Source organism: Escherichia sp. E.sYA108 (assembly GCF_011754335.1).
In the GTDB taxonomy this organism is placed as follows: domain Bacteria; phylum Pseudomonadota; class Gammaproteobacteria; order Enterobacterales; family Enterobacteriaceae; genus Escherichia; species Escherichia coli.
Genome location: NZ_JAAQVZ010000001.1, coordinates 2,147,894 through 2,162,831 on the forward strand (window position 1 = coordinate 2,147,894; position 14,938 = coordinate 2,162,831).

At 48.4% G+C, this 14,938-nt stretch carries 18 protein-coding genes and 3 tRNA genes; 15 read left to right on the forward strand and 6 right to left on the reverse strand.

Annotated features, from left to right (window positions below):
* Positions 1–6 precede the first annotated feature (6 nt).
* The 3 genes from tcyL to sdiA all read left to right on the forward strand — a co-directional run bounded on the left by tcyL (position 7) and on the right by sdiA (position 2,376).
* Entirely contained in the window at positions 7–675 is a 669-nt protein-coding gene (gene tcyL, locus HBM92_RS09945; protein WP_001158220.1) for a cystine ABC transporter permease, read from the forward strand.
* On the forward strand, positions 672–1,424 hold the full coding sequence (tcyN, locus tag HBM92_RS09950; RefSeq protein WP_001273000.1) for an L-cystine ABC transporter ATP-binding protein TcyN: 753 nt from the start codon (positions 672–674) through the stop codon (positions 1,422–1,424). The genes tcyL and tcyN overlap by 4 nt, the downstream gene beginning before the upstream one ends.
* 229 nt (positions 1,425–1,653) lie before the next feature.
* The gene (sdiA, locus tag HBM92_RS09955) at positions 1,654–2,376 is read left to right on the forward strand and encodes a transcriptional regulator SdiA (RefSeq protein WP_001154255.1); all 723 of its coding nucleotides are present in this window, start codon (positions 1,654–1,656) and stop codon (positions 2,374–2,376) included.
* Positions 2,377–2,443: 67 nt separating this feature from the next.
* Here the strand turns inward: sdiA and yecF are convergent, their stop codons facing one another.
* Positions 2,444–2,668 carry a DUF2594 family protein YecF gene (gene yecF, locus HBM92_RS09960; RefSeq protein ID WP_000106474.1) on the reverse strand — a complete coding sequence of 75 codons (225 nt, stop codon included), beginning with the start codon at positions 2,666–2,668 and terminating at the stop codon, positions 2,444–2,446.
* Entirely contained in the window at positions 2,655–2,831 is a 177-nt protein-coding gene (yecU, locus tag HBM92_RS09965) for a protein YecU (protein WP_001304283.1), read from the reverse strand. Before yecU ends, yecF begins: the two co-directional genes overlap by 14 nt.
* Before the next feature lie 295 nt (positions 2,832–3,126).
* Between yecU and uvrY the strand changes: the two genes are divergently transcribed.
* The 7 genes from uvrY (at position 3,127) to yecA (ending at position 7,531) form a co-directional block, all read left to right on the forward strand.
* Entirely contained in the window at positions 3,127–3,783 is a 657-nt protein-coding gene (uvrY, locus tag HBM92_RS09970; protein ID WP_000611328.1) for a UvrY/SirA/GacA family response regulator transcription factor, read from the forward strand.
* Positions 3,780–5,612 carry an excinuclease ABC subunit UvrC gene (gene uvrC, locus HBM92_RS09975; protein WP_001283421.1) on the forward strand — a complete coding sequence of 611 codons (1,833 nt, stop codon included), beginning with the start codon at positions 3,780–3,782 and terminating at the stop codon, positions 5,610–5,612. The genes uvrY and uvrC overlap by 4 nt, the downstream gene beginning before the upstream one ends.
* A 56-nt stretch (positions 5,613–5,668) precedes the next feature.
* Positions 5,669–6,217 carry a CDP-diacylglycerol--glycerol-3-phosphate 3-phosphatidyltransferase gene (gene pgsA, locus HBM92_RS09980; RefSeq protein WP_001160187.1) on the forward strand — a complete coding sequence of 183 codons (549 nt, stop codon included), beginning with the start codon at positions 5,669–5,671 and terminating at the stop codon, positions 6,215–6,217.
* Positions 6,218–6,368: 151 nt separating this feature from the next.
* A tRNA-Gly gene (locus HBM92_RS09985) sits at positions 6,369–6,444 on the forward strand.
* A 53-nt stretch (positions 6,445–6,497) separates the two neighbouring features.
* Positions 6,498–6,571 (forward strand) — tRNA-Cys (locus tag HBM92_RS09990).
* A 12-nt stretch (positions 6,572–6,583) separates the two neighbouring features.
* A tRNA-Leu gene (locus HBM92_RS09995) sits at positions 6,584–6,670 on the forward strand.
* Positions 6,671–6,865: 195 nt separating this feature from the next.
* Positions 6,866–7,531, forward strand: coding sequence for a UPF0149 family protein YecA (yecA, locus tag HBM92_RS10000; protein WP_000847882.1), 666 nt, complete (start codon positions 6,866–6,868; stop codon positions 7,529–7,531).
* A gap of 61 nt (positions 7,532–7,592) precedes the next feature.
* Here yecA and tyrP read toward each other — a convergent pair whose 3' ends face one another.
* Positions 7,593–8,804 (reverse strand): tyrosine transporter TyrP, encoded by a 1,212-nt coding sequence (gene tyrP, locus HBM92_RS10005; protein ID WP_000797555.1) that lies wholly within the window; start codon positions 8,802–8,804, stop codon positions 7,593–7,595.
* A 190-nt stretch (positions 8,805–8,994) separates the two neighbouring features.
* Here tyrP and HBM92_RS10010 point away from each other — a divergent pair, with 190 nt between their 5' ends.
* Positions 8,995–9,234, forward strand: coding sequence for a YecH family metal-binding protein (locus HBM92_RS10010; protein ID WP_000377245.1), 240 nt, complete (start codon positions 8,995–8,997; stop codon positions 9,232–9,234).
* Positions 9,235–9,271: 37 nt separating this feature from the next.
* Here HBM92_RS10010 and ftnA read toward each other — a convergent pair whose 3' ends face one another.
* Both ftnA and HBM92_RS10020 read right to left on the reverse strand, forming a co-directional pair.
* Positions 9,272–9,769: a non-heme ferritin gene (gene ftnA, locus HBM92_RS10015; RefSeq protein WP_000917208.1), complete on the reverse strand. Its 498-nt coding sequence runs from the start codon at positions 9,767–9,769 to the stop codon at positions 9,272–9,274.
* Between the two features lie 171 nt (positions 9,770–9,940).
* Positions 9,941–10,264, reverse strand: coding sequence for a YecR-like lipofamily protein (locus HBM92_RS10020; RefSeq protein ID WP_001237881.1), 324 nt, complete (start codon positions 10,262–10,264; stop codon positions 9,941–9,943).
* A gap of 262 nt (positions 10,265–10,526) precedes the next feature.
* Between HBM92_RS10020 and azuC the strand changes: the two genes are divergently transcribed.
* Both azuC and yecJ read left to right on the forward strand, forming a co-directional pair.
* Entirely contained in the window at positions 10,527–10,613 is an 87-nt protein-coding gene (gene azuC / locus HBM92_RS10025; protein WP_010723106.1) for a stress response protein AzuC, read from the forward strand.
* Positions 10,614–10,727: 114 nt separating this feature from the next.
* On the forward strand, positions 10,728–10,979 hold the full coding sequence (gene yecJ / locus HBM92_RS10030; protein ID WP_000082127.1) for a DUF2766 family protein YecJ: 252 nt from the start codon (positions 10,728–10,730) through the stop codon (positions 10,977–10,979).
* Between the two features lie 78 nt (positions 10,980–11,057).
* On the opposite strand, the gene HBM92_RS10035 is transcribed toward yecJ, so the two are convergent.
* The gene (locus HBM92_RS10035) at positions 11,058–11,561 is read right to left on the reverse strand and encodes a non-heme ferritin-like protein (RefSeq protein ID WP_000179469.1); all 504 of its coding nucleotides are present in this window, start codon (positions 11,559–11,561) and stop codon (positions 11,058–11,060) included.
* Positions 11,562–12,357: 796 nt separating this feature from the next.
* Between HBM92_RS10035 and araF the strand changes: the two genes are divergently transcribed.
* Positions 12,358–13,347, forward strand: coding sequence for an arabinose ABC transporter substrate-binding protein AraF (gene araF / locus HBM92_RS10040; RefSeq protein ID WP_001443145.1), 990 nt, complete (start codon positions 12,358–12,360; stop codon positions 13,345–13,347).
* Positions 13,348–13,416: 69 nt separating this feature from the next.
* Complete coding sequence (araG, locus tag HBM92_RS10045; RefSeq protein WP_001187819.1) at positions 13,417–14,931, forward strand: arabinose ABC transporter ATP-binding protein AraG; 1,515 nt, start codon at positions 13,417–13,419, stop codon at positions 14,929–14,931.
* Positions 14,932–14,938 lie beyond the last annotated feature (7 nt).

A 14,938-nucleotide genomic window follows, 5' to 3' on the forward strand; every position in this document is an offset into this window, starting at 1 on the left:
ACGCTCATGCAAGAAAGTATACAACTGGTTATTGATTCCTTGCCGTTCCTGCTGAAAGGGGCTGGGTATACGCTGCAACTCAGTATCGGCGGCATGTTTTTTGGCTTACTGCTCGGGTTTATTCTCGCGCTGATGCGCCTGTCGCCAATCTGGCCCGTGCGCTGGCTGGCGCGTTTTTATATCTCTATTTTTCGTGGTACGCCGCTCATCGCACAACTGTTTATGATCTATTACGGACTGCCACAGTTTGGTATCGAATTAGATCCCATTCCGTCAGCAATGATTGGTCTGTCGCTGAACACTGCCGCCTATGCTGCCGAAACGCTGCGCGCCGCCATTTCTTCTATTGATAAAGGTCAGTGGGAAGCTGCAGCCAGTATTGGCATGACGCCATGGCAGACCATGCGTCGCGCGATTTTGCCACAGGCGGCGCGGGTGGCGTTGCCGCCGCTGTCGAACAGCTTTATCAGCCTGGTAAAAGATACGTCGCTGGCCGCGACAATCCAGGTGCCGGAGCTGTTCCGTCAGGCTCAGTTGATTACCTCGCGCACGCTGGAGGTGTTCACCATGTACCTGGCGGCTTCGCTCATCTACTGGATTATGGCGACTGTGTTATCGACGTTGCAGAACCATTTTGAGAATCAACTTAATCGCCAGGAGAGGGAACCCAAATGAGTGCCATTGAAGTTAAGAACCTGGTGAAAAAATTCCACGGTCAGACGGTGCTGCATGGTATCGACCTTGAGGTGAAGCCTGGCGAAGTAGTGGCTATTATCGGTCCGAGTGGTTCCGGCAAAACCACGTTGCTACGCAGCATAAATCTGCTGGAACAACCGGAAGCGGGAACCATCACCGTTGGCGATATCACTATTGATACTGCACGTTCATTAAGTCAGCAAAAATCGCTGATTCGCCAGTTGCGTCAGCACGTCGGGTTTGTCTTCCAGAACTTTAATCTGTTTCCGCATCGTACGGTGCTGGAAAACATTATTGAAGGGCCGGTGATCGTCAAAGGCGAACCGAAAGAAGAGGCCACGGCGCGCGCTCGCGAGCTGCTGGCGAAAGTTGGGCTGGCCGGTAAAGAAACCAGTTATCCACGTCGTTTGTCTGGCGGTCAACAGCAGCGCGTTGCGATTGCGCGTGCTCTGGCAATGCGTCCTGAAGTGATTTTGTTTGATGAGCCAACGTCGGCGCTGGATCCAGAGCTGGTGGGCGAAGTCCTGAACACCATTCGTCAGCTGGCGCAGGAAAAGCGCACGATGGTGATTGTGACGCACGAAATGAGCTTTGCCCGGGATGTTGCGGACCGGGCGATTTTTATGGACCAGGGGCGGATAGTCGAGCAGGGGGTAGCAAAAGCGTTATTTGCTGATCCTCAGCAGCCTCGCACCCGCCAGTTCCTGGAGAAGTTTCTGCTGCAATAATAAGAAAAAATCAGCCCCGACGATTCACCAGTCGGGGCGGGACGCCATTTCAAACGTGATAAAACTGCTTAACAAATCAGCATAACTCATTAATAACATAAGAGAATGCGATGGCTTGCAAAAGTAATTCATTGCCTGAATAATATAAATTATATATAAATCTTATTTATGTGATAGTTTGAATTATCATTATAAATGATACTCACTCTCAGGGGCGTTGCGGTTTACTATGCAGGATACGGATTTTTTCAGCTGGCTTCGCACGATGTTGTTGCGTTTTCAGAGGATGGAGGCCGCAGAAGAGGTCTACCATGAAATAGAGCTTCAGGCTCAGCAGCTGGAGTACGATTACTATTCGTTATGTGTTCGCCACCCGGTACCATTCACGCGACCTAAAGTGGCTTTCTACACCAATTACCCTGAGTCGTGGGTTAGTTATTATCAGGCAAAAAATTTTCTCGCAATTGATCCGGTGCTGAACCCTGAAAACTTTAGTCAGGGCCATTTAATGTGGAATGATGACTTATTCAGCGAAGCACAGCCGTTATGGGAAGCTGCGCGCGCACATGGTTTACGCCGCGGTGTCACTCAGTATTTAATGCTGCCAAATCGGGCGTTGGGCTTTTTGTCCTTTTCCCGTTGCAGCACGCGCGAAATACCCATTCTTAGTGATGAACTGCAATTAAAAATGCAGCTACTGGTGCGCGAAAGTCTGATGGCTCTGATGCGTTTAAATGATGAAATAGTGATGACGCCAGAGATGAATTTCAGCAAGCGCGAAAAAGAAATTCTGAAATGGACGGCGGAAGGTAAGACATCAGCAGAGATAGCGATGATTTTGTCAATCTCTGAGAATACGGTCAATTTCCATCAGAAAAACATGCAGAAAAAAATCAATGCACCGAATAAGACGCAGGTTGCCTGTTACGCGGCCGCTACTGGCTTAATTTGATCTCTTTTCTGTTCTGCGTGCCAGATGCAAAAACCGGCTGAAAGGCACGCTCTCAGCCGGTTTTATATTACTGACGGTAGGCTTGTTTAATTTGCTTAACCGTTTTGGAAAATACTGCAGCCTGGGTTTCGTCTTCGATCAGCGCAAGCTGTTTTTCCATCTTTAACATCACGCGGCCCGCGTCAGCTTGTCCCATCGCCTGCAGCATCAGCGTCAGCATCGCTTTCAGGCAGGAGACTTCATTTGCCAGTTCTTGATTATTCTCGGCAGTAGAAAAATCAGGCGTACTCATTTATTTTCCTCGTCATGTTGCAATGAAAATTTGCGGTGAAAAATGTTAAGGCGGCGGAGTATACCATAAGCTTTGCTAAAAATAGCAGTGGTTGTTTTTTGAGCGCGATATCAACAGTACTATAAAATACGTTAATATAATGACCAATAAATATTTTTATCATGAATGTTTTTTGCCCGTATTGTTCGGGTTAATTAATGTTACATATTCAGCGGGCTGATTTTCATTTTTGCTGAATAAAGTCAATTTTTGTCACATTTCATCGCCGGGCTTACTGTGAAACGATCCCGGAAGCCGTTGGTGACGGGCGTGACCATAACTGTGGACAATCGAATTGACAAAAACGAGAGAAAAATCGAATACCCACCATTTTTAACGTTTCAAAGTTGCAATAAAAACCGCTAATATACGAATGACTAACTATCAGTAGCGTTATCCCTATTTCTGGAGATATTCCTTTGATCAACGTTCTACTTGTTGATGACCACGAACTGGTGCGCGCAGGGATACGACGCATTCTGGAAGATATAAAGGGTATAAAAGTCGTCGGTGAGGCATCGTGCGGTGAAGACGCCGTTAAATGGTGCCGGGCAAATGCCGTTGACGTGGTGCTAATGGACATGAGTATGCCGGGCATTGGCGGTCTTGAGGCGACGCGTAAAATCGCGCGTTCCACAGCTGATGTCAAAATCATCATGCTTACCGTCCATACAGAAAACCCTTTACCAGCGAAAGTCATGCAGGCCGGAGCTGCGGGCTACCTCAGCAAAGGCGCGGCTCCGCAGGAAGTCGTGAGTGCGATTCGTTCTGTCTATTCAGGGCAGCGTTACATTGCTTCTGATATCGCTCAACAAATGGCGTTAAGCCAGATCGAACCAGAAAAAACAGAAAGCCCATTTGCCAGTTTGTCTGAACGTGAATTGCAGATTATGCTGATGATCACCAAGGGCCAGAAGGTCAATGAGATCTCAGAACAGCTCAATCTCAGTCCGAAAACGGTGAACAGCTACCGCTATCGTATGTTCAGTAAACTAAACATTCATGGCGATGTTGAGCTGACTCACCTGGCAATTCGCCATGGTCTGTGTAATGCGGAGACATTATCAAGTCAGTGAGTGATCAGTTTGACGCAAAAGCGTTTTTAAAAACCGTAACCAGCCAGCCAGGCGTTTATCGCATGTACGATGCTGGTGGTACGGTTATCTATGTCGGCAAAGCGAAAGACCTGAAAAAACGGCTTTCCAGCTATTTCCGTAGCAACCTCGCTTCGCGCAAAACCGAAGCGCTGGTCGCCCAGATCCAGCAAATTGATGTAACGGTTACTCATACAGAAACCGAAGCGCTGTTACTGGAACACAACTACATCAAACTTTATCAGCCGCGTTACAACGTTTTGCTACGCGATGATAAATCATATCCTTTTATCTTCCTGAGTGGCGATACCCACCCGCGTCTGGCGATGCATCGTGGAGCGAAGCATGCCAAAGGTGAATATTTCGGCCCGTTCCCGAATGGCTATGCCGTACGTGAAACACTGGCGCTACTGCAAAAGATTTTCCCCATTCGCCAGTGCGAAAACAGTGTTTATCGCAACCGCTCGCGTCCGTGTCTGCAATATCAGATAGGGCGCTGTCTGGGGCCGTGCGTTGAAGGACTGGTGAGTGAAGAAGAATACGCTCAGCAGGTCGAGTATGTGCGCCTGTTTTTGTCTGGCAAAGATGATCAGGTGCTTACGCAACTCATTAGTCGTATGGAAACTGCCAGCCAGAATCTGGAGTTTGAAGAAGCGGCGCGGATTCGCGACCAAATTCAGGCGGTGCGACGTGTCACCGAAAAACAGTTTGTTTCCAATACCGGCGACGACCTTGACGTTATTGGTGTGGCGTTCGATGCGGGTATGGCTTGTGTCCACGTATTGTTCATTCGTCAGGGCAAAGTGCTCGGCAGCCGCAGCTATTTCCCGAAAGTGCCTGGCGGTACGGAACTGAGCGAGGTGGTGGAAACCTTCGTAGGTCAGTTCTATTTACAAGGCAGCCAGATGCGCACCTTACCGGGTGAGATCCTGCTCGATTTTAATCTTAGCGATAAAACGCTGCTCGCCGATTCCCTTTCAGAACTGGCGGGACGCAAGATTAATGTTCAAACCAAACCTCGTGGCGATAGAGCGCGTTATCTGAAACTCGCGCGCACCAATGCGGCGACGGCCTTAACCAGCAAACTTTCGCAGCAATCTACCGTTCACCAGCGGCTGACCGCGCTTGCCAGCGTGTTGAAATTGCCGGAAGTGAAGCGGATGGAGTGCTTTGACATCAGCCATACCATGGGTGAACAAACCGTCGCTTCCTGTGTGGTGTTTGATGCTAACGGCCCGCTGCGTGCGGAGTATCGGCGCTATAACATTACTGGCATCACGCCGGGCGATGATTATGCGGCGATGAATCAGGTGCTGCGTCGGCGTTATGGTAAAGCCATTGACGACAGTAAGATCCCGGATGTGATTCTTATCGACGGCGGCAAAGGCCAGCTTGCGCAGGCGAAAAATGTCTTCGCCGAACTGGATGTCTCATGGGATAAAAATCATCCGCTGCTACTTGGTGTTGCCAAAGGAGCAGATCGTAAGGCTGGGCTGGAAACGCTGTTCTTTGAGCCGGAAGGTGAGGGATTTAGTTTGCCGCCAGATTCTCCCGCGCTGCATGTTATCCAGCATATTCGCGATGAATCACACGATCACGCGATTGGCGGGCACCGTAAAAAACGGGCGAAGGTCAAAAATACCAGTTCCCTGGAAACCATTGAAGGCGTCGGGCCAAAACGTCGGCAAATGTTGTTGAAATATATGGGCGGTTTGCAAGGTTTACGTAACGCCAGCGTCGAGGAAATTGCAAAAGTGCCGGGTATTTCGCAAGGTCTGGCAGAAAAGATCTTCTGGTCGTTGAAACATTGATGTCTCTGTAGCAACATAGGGGTAATCTTACTGACAACAGATAGTTACCCGTCATTATGCAATTTAATATCCCTACGTTGCTTACACTGTTCCGTGTCATCCTTATCCCATTCTTTGTATTGGTCTTTTATCTGCCTGTCACCTGGTCGCCGTTTGCCGCCGCGCTCATTTTCTGCGTCGCGGCGGTGACTGACTGGTTCGATGGTTTTCTGGCACGTCGCTGGAACCAGAGTACCCGGTTTGGTGCTTTCCTTGACCCTGTCGCAGATAAAGTTCTCGTGGCTATCGCCATGGTGCTGGTAACCGAGCATTACCACAGCTGGTGGGTGACCTTACCGGCAGCAACGATGATCGCCCGTGAAATTATTATTTCTGCGCTACGCGAATGGATGGCGGAGTTGGGTAAACGCAGTAGCGTGGCTGTCTCCTGGATTGGGAAAGTGAAAACCACTGCCCAGATGGTGGCGTTAGCCTGGCTGCTGTGGCGTCCGAACATTTGGGTTGAGTACGCCGGTATTGCACTTTTCTTTGTGGCTGCGGTACTGACTCTGTGGTCAATGTTGCAATATTTGAGCGCTGCGCGTGCAGATTTGCTTGATCAGTGATCGTTTCGGCGCAATTTTCAGCAAACGATCAAAAGTGGTGAAAAATATCGTTGACTCATCGCGCCAGGTAAGTAGAATGCAACGCATCGAACGGCGGCACTGATTGCCAGACGATAATAAAATCAAGTGATTAACTGATTGCTTGATGAATGCGGGAATAGCTCAGTTGGTAGAGCACGACCTTGCCAAGGTCGGGGTCGCGAGTTCGAGTCTCGTTTCCCGCTCCAGTTTAAAAGGCATCGGCGTCAGCGGATGTCTGGCTGAAAGGCCTGAAGAATTTGGCGCGTTAACAAAGCGGTTATGTAGCGGATTGCAAATCCGTCTAGTCCGGTTCGACTCCGGAACGCGCCTCCACTTTCTTCCCGAGCCCGGATGGTGGAATCGGTAGACACAAGGGATTTAAAATCCCTCGGCGTTCGCGCTGTGCGGGTTCAAGTCCCGCTCCGGGTACCATGGGAAAGATAAGAATAAAATCAAAGCAATAAGCAGTGTCGTGAAACCACCTTCGGGTGGTTTTTTTGTGCCTGCAACTTGTCGTTACACCCTCCTTAATTTTTAATCACCGGCAAAGCCACTCAAAAAGTATCTCTGATACGGACCGGCATGTAAGATAGGTGCTGGCGAGTTGAGATCCACAAGGAAAAGCGTATGAAAACGGGACCGTTAAACGAAAGTGAGTTGGAATGGCTGGACGATATTCTGACCAAATACAACACTGACCACGCCATTCTTGATGTGGCGGAGCTGGACGGTTTATTGACGGCGGTGTTGAGTTCTCCGCAAGAGATTGAACCGGCACAGTGGCTGGTTGCCGTGTGGGGTGGGGCTGACTATGTGCCGCGCTGGGCGTCAGAGAAAGAGATGACGCGCTTTATGAACCTGGCTTTTCAACATATGGCCGATACCGCAGAGCGTCTGAACGAATTCCCGGAGCAGTTTGAGCCGTTATTCGGCTTGCGAGAAGTCGATGGCAGCGAGCTGACGATTGTTGAGGAGTGGTGCTTTGGCTATATGCGGGGCGTGGCACTTTCTGACTGGTCAACGTTGCCCGATTCGTTAAAACCAGCGCTGGAGGCGATTGCGCTGCACGGTACTGAGGAAAACTTCGAGCGGGTAGAGAAGATGTCGCCAGAAGCGTTTGAAGAGAGCGTAGATGCAATTCGACTGGCGGCGCTTGATTTACATGCATACTGGATGGCGCATCCGCAGGAAAAAGCTGTTCAGCAACCGATCAAAGCAGAAGAGAAACCGGGGCGTAACGATCCTTGTCCGTGCGGTAGTGGTAAGAAATTTAAGCAGTGCTGCCTGCATTAAGAGGTCACATTGGGTGTCAGCGTTAATTCTGGCACCCAATAAGGAATTTGAGGCTATCTAATCATCCCACTTCTGGTAACAAGCCTGCCGCAATCAAAAATTGCACGCCAATCACAGCAATACCACAGAGAAACACCACCACCAGCGCCGGACGACCACCTTTCACCCGGTAACCCGCCTGAGGATTGTGCTTCCTGCTTTGCCAGGTCAACAGCGAAGGGATAATCAATGCCAGTACCGCCAGTGCCACACCGGCGTAACCCAGCGCCATCACAAATCCTCGTGGATAAAACAGTGCAAACGCCAGTGGCGGCAGAAAGGTAATTGCACCAGTTTGCAATCGTCCACCAACGGTATTTGAACGCTGAAACAAATCTGCCAGATAATCAAATAAGCCTAACGCTACGCCGAGGAAGGACGTGGCGAGGGCTAAATCAGCAAATAAATGCACTGCCAGCTCAACATGCGGAGAGGCCACCATTTCGCGTAACGCCTGTAACAGCCCGTTTAATCCGGCATGATTAGCCAGCAATCCCATAAAGGTTGTTGAATCAATGCTGCCAAGGGTCGCCAGCTGCCAGAAAATATATGCCACCAGGGGGATCGCACTACCGATTATAAACACCCAGCGTAGCTTACGAATGTTGCCATCCATATAGCTGACAATACTCGGCACGCTACCGTGAAAACCAAACGACGTAAAAATCACCGGGATTGCAGACAGTGCCAGTCCCTGTTGCAACGGCAGGGTTAAAAGATTCACTTTGTGAATATGCGGTAGCAGCAATACCAGCATCACCACCAAAAAAATAATTTTGGCGCTGAACAGAAAACGGTTAAATAAATCGACCAGCGAAGTTCCGACACAAACCACGCCACCGGCAACAAAAGTGAACAACAGCACGCCAGCGGTTGCCGACATTGAAATACCTGTCCAGTCGCTGATGCTGGAGGCCAACAATTCACCGGCACCGCTGATGTATGCCGCAGTCAGAGCATACATTAAGAACATCATACTGAAGCCCGTCAGCCACTGACCGTAGCGTCCCAGATAGCGTTTTGCCAGCGTGCCCAGACCGGTATCTGCCGGGACATGCTGGTACACCTCCAGCAGTAATAGCGCCGTGTAGCACATCAATGCCCAAAGCCCAATTAACAAGATTAACGTGACGCTAAAACCAACACCTGCCGCAGCCAGCGGCATTGCCAGCATGCCTGCGCCAATTGTGGTTCCCGCCACGATAAAAACACTTCCCAGAGTTCTGTTTTTCACGCTTTCTTCTGTCCTGACGATCTTTATGAGTGATATCTGCGGCGCAGGTTAAGGCATAACGGCTGATTCGTCAAACCGACGTTACATATAGTGTAAATATAAATGTACAATAAAAAGCGTTCAGTTCTGCGCTGGCGCAAAGTCTTCATAAGCAGCAATCGCTACGCTAGGCTTTTTTTGAGGAGGAACGATGGACTCTATTCACGGTCATGAAGTGTTAAATATGATGATTGAATCAAGCGAGCAATATACGCATGCCAGTCTGGAAGCAGCAATTAAAGCGCGTTTTGGTGAACAGGCACGTTTTCACACCTGCTCGGCAGAAGGGATGACTGCGGGAGAGTTGGTGGCGTTTCTGGCAGCAAAAGGCAAATTTATACCTTCAGAAGAAGGTTTTTCAACCGATCAGAGTAAGATTTGCCGTCACTGATTTGAAACGGCGGCAGAAAACCTGCCGCCGGAGAGCATTAGTTTTGTGTGTCGAGGGTAGAGAGTTCTTTGTCGATAAAATACAGACCTTCGCCACTTTTGCCTGCCAGGCTTAATTTATCAATAATCGATTTGAACAGTTTCTCTTCTTCATGCTGCTCAGAAACATACCATTGCAGGAAATTAAATGTTGGGTAGTCCTGATTGGTCATTGCAGCATGAGCCAGTTCGTTAATTTTCTGCGTGATTAATTGTTCGTGTTTATAGGTTTCCTGGAATAATTCATCAAGTGAGGAATATTCAGCAAACGGAGATTCAACGGTATTAATACGCGGTAAGTTGCCGGTATCAGTCAGGTAATCAAACAGACGCTGCATATGCGTCATCTCTTCCTGGGCGTGACGGCGCAGGAACGCGGCAGCACCTTCGAAGGTATGATAGCTGCACCAGGCGCTCATTTGCTGATAAAGCAGTGAAGAGTACAGTTCCAGGTTCATCTGCTCATTAAGTTTTTCAATCATTTCTGGTTTCAGCATGATAGTGCTCCACAAAGGTTATATTTGTTGCTGTGGCGTCACTATAATTTGTTATTTTATTATTTGCAAAAGGTAAAATATAAACATCATTTATTAAAAATACGAATGGGAATAAAACGCATTACCGCTATTTATTTAATCAGCGAAGATCCCCCTCGCTGATTAAAACGTTTAGAGAAAGACAGGGAAGGCGGAATGATGGCACTGATATGACAAAGTGAATTCCGTATTCAAACATAAGGAACCCGCAAAGAGGCTACAGTTGCCTACTGGCTGACCAAAGGGGATAGCGTGGGTATAGCCTGCCTGCTGGCATGCGCGATCGGCGATCCCGCGACTGACATAACGATCGGTACGGGCATGCTGCAAAAAAGCCTGATCATAAACCAACCGAACAATACCTGTTGCCGCGTCAACTTCGCTCACATGGGCCTGGCGAGTAACCGTACATCCTGTCAGCGTTATTAAGGAAAGAGTCAGAATCAGAAGTCTCATGGTCCAGCCAGAAGAGTAAAAGAAAGCAGTATTTTACGCGTTACAGCGCTGCGACAATGGCCGGAAAAGACGCCTGGCAGGCGCTATTTCTTGCCATCTGTATGTGTCAGAAATTGGGGGGCTGCTTTTTGATTATCATTTTTATAACATTAAAGGGGTATTTATGTGATTTACATCACATAAAGATTGATTTTTGTGATGGTTGTCATATTATAAACGCAAAGACAATAACACCTGTATAACAAATGGTCGGAGTACCGCGATGAAACTGCGCAAGATCCTGAAAAGTATGTTCAATAACTATTGCAAGACGTTCAAAGACGTACCGCCAGGCAATATGTTCCGATAACAAAAAACCTGCTCCGGCAGGTTTTTTTGTGTTCTGATGACGGTGGATGTGACTATCGCTGAAGATGTGAAGCCGCTACTATAACGGCTTTCAAAATGCTATCAGGAGTTTACGATGTCCCAGCCGCTGAATGCCGATCAGGAACTGGTTTCTGATGTGGTTGCTTGCCAGTTGGTTATCAAACAAATTCTGGATGTTCTCGATGTGATCGCGCCCGTTGAAGTTCGCGAAAAAATGTCCAGCCAGCTGAAGAATATCGACTTTACTAACCATCCCGCCGCCGCAGACCCGGTCACCATGCGGGCAATCCAAAAAGCCATCGCGTTGATTGAACTCAAGTTTACCCCACAGGGCGAATCCCATTAAAAAACCGCTGCTTCAAAAAAATGAGGCAGCGGTTTCTCAAAAACTTCATCGGCGCAATGCATTGGCGCCGATGTATGATCAATGCAGCTGATGCGACACGACATTCAGAACATGTTGGTCGGTCTGCACAGGACACATACCAGCAAGTTTCGCACTGCGCACTTCATCAAGAATGGTTTGCAGTAACAGGCCATCATGCTGCTGTTCTTTTTCCAGATCGCGCAGGAAATTGACGGTTGAATCATCATTCAGTTCTTTCGCTTCATCGGCTAACTGCGCCAGCGTGCTTGAACGTTGCTCGTATTCTTCCATCGTTTTTTGGAACAGTTCTTCCAGAGAGTTCAGTTTTTCACCGGGAACATCAATGGCTTTAACGATGGGGGTAGCGCCGACACTCTTCATAAAGTTAAACATGCGCATCATTTGGGTCACATTACTCTGTGCCTGGGCGCGAAGGAAAGTGGCGGTGCCGTTCAGACTCTGTTCAGAACACCAGTTACTCAGGTGAAGGTAGAGATTGGATGCGTAAAACTCGCGGTTCATTTGAGAGTTGAGTTTGAGAAGCATTCCAGCGGTTGCCATACCTAATATCCTTATATCCAGAAGTGGAGAGGTGCAAGATAAATCAAAACACCATAATTACTGTTTGCAGAATAATTCCTTTCTGCCGGTCCGAAATGTGATCGTGGAGTCAATTCTGACGATGATCTGAAATAAGAATAACGTCTGAACGGGTATAAGAAAATGCTTAAATCATCAAGTTTATATATTTTTACATTTCATTGATGAAATCAATGTAACTGTAATGAATTTTAATGATGGTGCTTTTTGTATCTTGTTGATATTAATCGATGAATTTGAATTCATGATGAAGCAATGATTTTATAAAACGTTTTTTCATTTTTGCGATATGGCTCTCATTATACGTGTTCTGTTAATTAATGAGTACAGTGATAATTAATGGCGAAATGAATGACGCGCATTTTCCACATCTTTAAGTTGCGGTTATTACACCATTGCAAAAACTCAACGCCAGGTAATGAGGCCTATTGACTGGTTAAAAAGAAAACATCCCGCATGGGTACCAAAGACAACAAGGACTTCCAGGCTAATCTTATGGATTATTCTGCTGTGCACTCGATAATTTGTCTGACAAATTCGCTTTTCCTTATGTCTTTTCCCGCTAAATTTATGCACGTTCTCACTGTAATTCTGCGATGTGATATTGCTCTCCTATGGAGAATTAATTTCTCGCTAAAACTATGTCAACACAGTCACTTATCTTTTAGTTAAAAGGTAATGCTTTGTTTTCCGATTAATTTAACGAATGTCATTCGTTTTTGCCCTACACAAAACGACACTAAAGCTGGAGAGAACCATGCACAAATTTACTAAAGCCCTGGCAGCCATTGGTCTGGCAGCCGTTATGTCACAATCCGCTATGGCGGAGAACCTGAAGCTCGGTTTCCTGGTAAAGCAACCGGAAGAGCCGTGGTTCCAGACCGAATGGAAGTTTGCCGATAAAGCCGGGAAGGATTTAGGGTTTGAAGTTATTAAGATTGCCGTGCCGGATGGCGAAAAAACATTGAACGCTATCGACAGCCTGGCTGCCAGTGGCGCGAAAGGTTTCGTTATTTGTACTCCGGACCCGAAACTCGGCTCTGCCATCGTGGCGAAAGCGCGTGGCTACGATATGAAAGTCATTGCCGTGGATGACCAGTTTGTTAACGCCAAAGGTAAGCCAATGGATACCGTTCCGCTGGTGATGATGGCTGCGACCAAAATTGGCGAACGTCAGGGCCAGGAACTGTATAAAGAGATGCAGAAACGTGGCTGGGATGTCAAAGAAAGCGCGGTGATGGCGATTACCTCCAACGAACTGGATACGGCTCGTCGCCGTACTACGGGGTCTATGGATGCGCTGAAAGCTGCAGGATTCCCGGAAAAACAAATTTATCAGGTACCTACCAAATCTAACGACATCCCGGGGGCATTTGACGCTGCCAACTCAATGCTGGTTCAACATCCGGAAGTTAAACATTGGCTGATTGTCGGTATGAACGACAGCACCGTGCTGGGCGGCGTACGCGCGACGGAAGGTCAGGGCTTTAAAGCGAGCAATATCATCGGTATCGGTATTAACGGTGTGGATGCGGTGAGTGAACTGTCTAAGGCACAGGCAACCGGCTTCTACGGTTCCCTGCTGCCAAGCCCGGACGTACATGGTTATAAGTCCAGCGAAATGCTTTACAACTGGGTTGCAAAAGGTGTTGAACCGACCAAATTCACCGAAGTTACCGACGTGGTGCTGATCACGCGTGACAACTTTAAAGAAGAACTGGAGAAAAAAGGTTTAGGTGGTAAGTAATTTGCCGGAAAAATTCCCCTCTGCATGATGCAGAGGGGGTGTGAACGACCAGTGATTCACGGAGACGTTATGCAACAGTCTACCCCGTATCTCTCATTTCGCGGCATCGGTAAAACGTTTCCCGGCGTTAAGGCGCTGACGGATATTAGTTTTGACTGCTATGCCGGTCAGGTTCATGCGTTGATGGGTGAAAATGGCGCAGGAAAATCAACTCTCTTAAAAATCCTCAGCGGAAACTATGCGCCAACCACGGGTTCTGTAGTGATTAATGGGCAGGAAATGTCCTTTTCCGACACGACCGCAGCACTTAACGCGGGGGTGGCGATTATTTACCAGGAACTGCATCTCGTGCCGGAAATGACCGTCGCGGAAAACATCTATCTCGGCCAGCTGCCGCATAAAGGCGGCATTGTGAATCGTTCATTGCTGAATTATGAGGCAGGTTTACAACTTAAACATCTTGGTATGGATATTGACCCGGACACGCCGCTGAAATATCTCTCCATTGGTCAGTGGCAGATGGTTGAAATCGCCAAAGCGCTGGCGCGTAACGCCAAAATTATCGCCTTTGATGAGCCAACCAGCTCCCTCTCTGCCCGCGAAATCGACAATCTTTTCCGCGTTATTCGTGAACTGCGAAAAGAGGGGCGGGTGATCTTATACGTTTCTCACCGTATGGAAGAAATATTTGCCCTCAGCGATGCCATCACCGTCTTTAAAGATGGGCGTTATGTCAAAACCTTTACCGATATGCAGCAGGTTGACCACGACGCACTGGTGCAGGCGATGGTCGGGCGAGACATTGGCGATATCTACGGCTGGCAACCGCGTAGTTATGGCGAGGAGCGGCTGCGTCTTGATGCTGTGAAAGCACCAGGCGTGCGTACGCCAATAAGTCTGGCGGTTCGCAGTGGAGAAATTGTCGGTCTGTTTGGTCTGGTCGGGGCAGGGCGTAGCGAATTAATGAAAGGCATGTTTGGCGGGACGCAAATCACCGCCGGTCAGGTTTATATCGACCAACAGCCGATCGATATTCGTAAACCGAGCCACGCCATTGCCGCAGGCATGATGCTCTGCCCGGAAGATCGCAAAGCGGAAGGCATTATTCCCGTGCACTCCGTTCGCGACAATATCAACATCAGTGCCAGACGTAAACATGTGCTTGGAGGTTGTGTAATCAACAACGGTTGGGAAGAAAACAATGCCGATCACCACATTCGTTCGCTCAACATCAAAACGCCGGGCGCTGAGCAACTGATTATGAATCTCTCAGGTGGAAATCAGCAAAAAGCCATTCTGGGCCGCTGGTTATCGGAAGAGATGAAGGTCATTTTGCTGGATGAACCTACGCGCGGCATTGATGTTGGTGCTAAGCACGAAATATATAACGTGATTTATGCGCTGGCGGCGCAGGGGGTGGCGGTGCTGTTTGCCTCCAGCGACTTACCTGAAGTCCTCGGCGTTGCCGACCGGATTGTGGTGATGCGCGAAGGTGAAATCGCCGGTGAATTGTTACACGAGCAGGCAGATGAGCGTCAGGCACTGAGCCTTGCGATGCCTAAAGTCAGCCAGGCAGTTGCCTGAGTAAGGA

Bases quoted from the DNA above. Each gene is read 5' to 3' on its own strand.
- sdiA (WP_001154255.1), top strand. From the start codon at position 1,654: ATGCAGGATACGGATTTTTTCAGCTGGCTTCGCACGATGTTGTTGCGT.
- yecA (WP_000847882.1), top strand. From the start codon at position 6,866: ATGAAAACGGGACCGTTAAACGAAAGTGAGTTGGAATGGCTGGACGAT.
- araG (WP_001187819.1), top strand. From the start codon at position 13,417: ATGCAACAGTCTACCCCGTATCTCTCATTTCGCGGCATCGGTAAAACG.
- yecJ (WP_000082127.1), top strand. From the start codon at position 10,728: ATGTCCCAGCCGCTGAATGCCGATCAGGAACTGGTTTCTGATGTGGTT.
- tcyL (WP_001158220.1), top strand. From the start codon at position 7: ATGCAAGAAAGTATACAACTGGTTATTGATTCCTTGCCGTTCCTGCTG.
- HBM92_RS10010 (WP_000377245.1), top strand. From the start codon at position 8,995: ATGGACTCTATTCACGGTCATGAAGTGTTAAATATGATGATTGAATCA.
- HBM92_RS10035 (WP_000179469.1), bottom strand. From the start codon at position 11,561: ATGGCAACCGCTGGAATGCTTCTCAAACTCAACTCTCAAATGAACCGC.
- tcyN (WP_001273000.1), top strand. From the start codon at position 672: ATGAGTGCCATTGAAGTTAAGAACCTGGTGAAAAAATTCCACGGTCAG.
- yecU (WP_001304283.1), bottom strand. From the start codon at position 2,831: ATGATAAAAATATTTATTGGTCATTATATTAACGTATTTTATAGTACT.
- pgsA (WP_001160187.1), top strand. From the start codon at position 5,669: ATGCAATTTAATATCCCTACGTTGCTTACACTGTTCCGTGTCATCCTT.
- yecF (WP_000106474.1), bottom strand. From the start codon at position 2,668: ATGAGTACGCCTGATTTTTCTACTGCCGAGAATAATCAAGAACTGGCA.
- azuC (WP_010723106.1), top strand. From the start codon at position 10,527: ATGAAACTGCGCAAGATCCTGAAAAGTATGTTCAATAACTATTGCAAG.
- HBM92_RS10020 (WP_001237881.1), bottom strand. From the start codon at position 10,264: ATGAGACTTCTGATTCTGACTCTTTCCTTAATAACGCTGACAGGATGT.
- araF (WP_001443145.1), top strand. From the start codon at position 12,358: ATGCACAAATTTACTAAAGCCCTGGCAGCCATTGGTCTGGCAGCCGTT.
- ftnA (WP_000917208.1), bottom strand. From the start codon at position 9,769: ATGCTGAAACCAGAAATGATTGAAAAACTTAATGAGCAGATGAACCTG.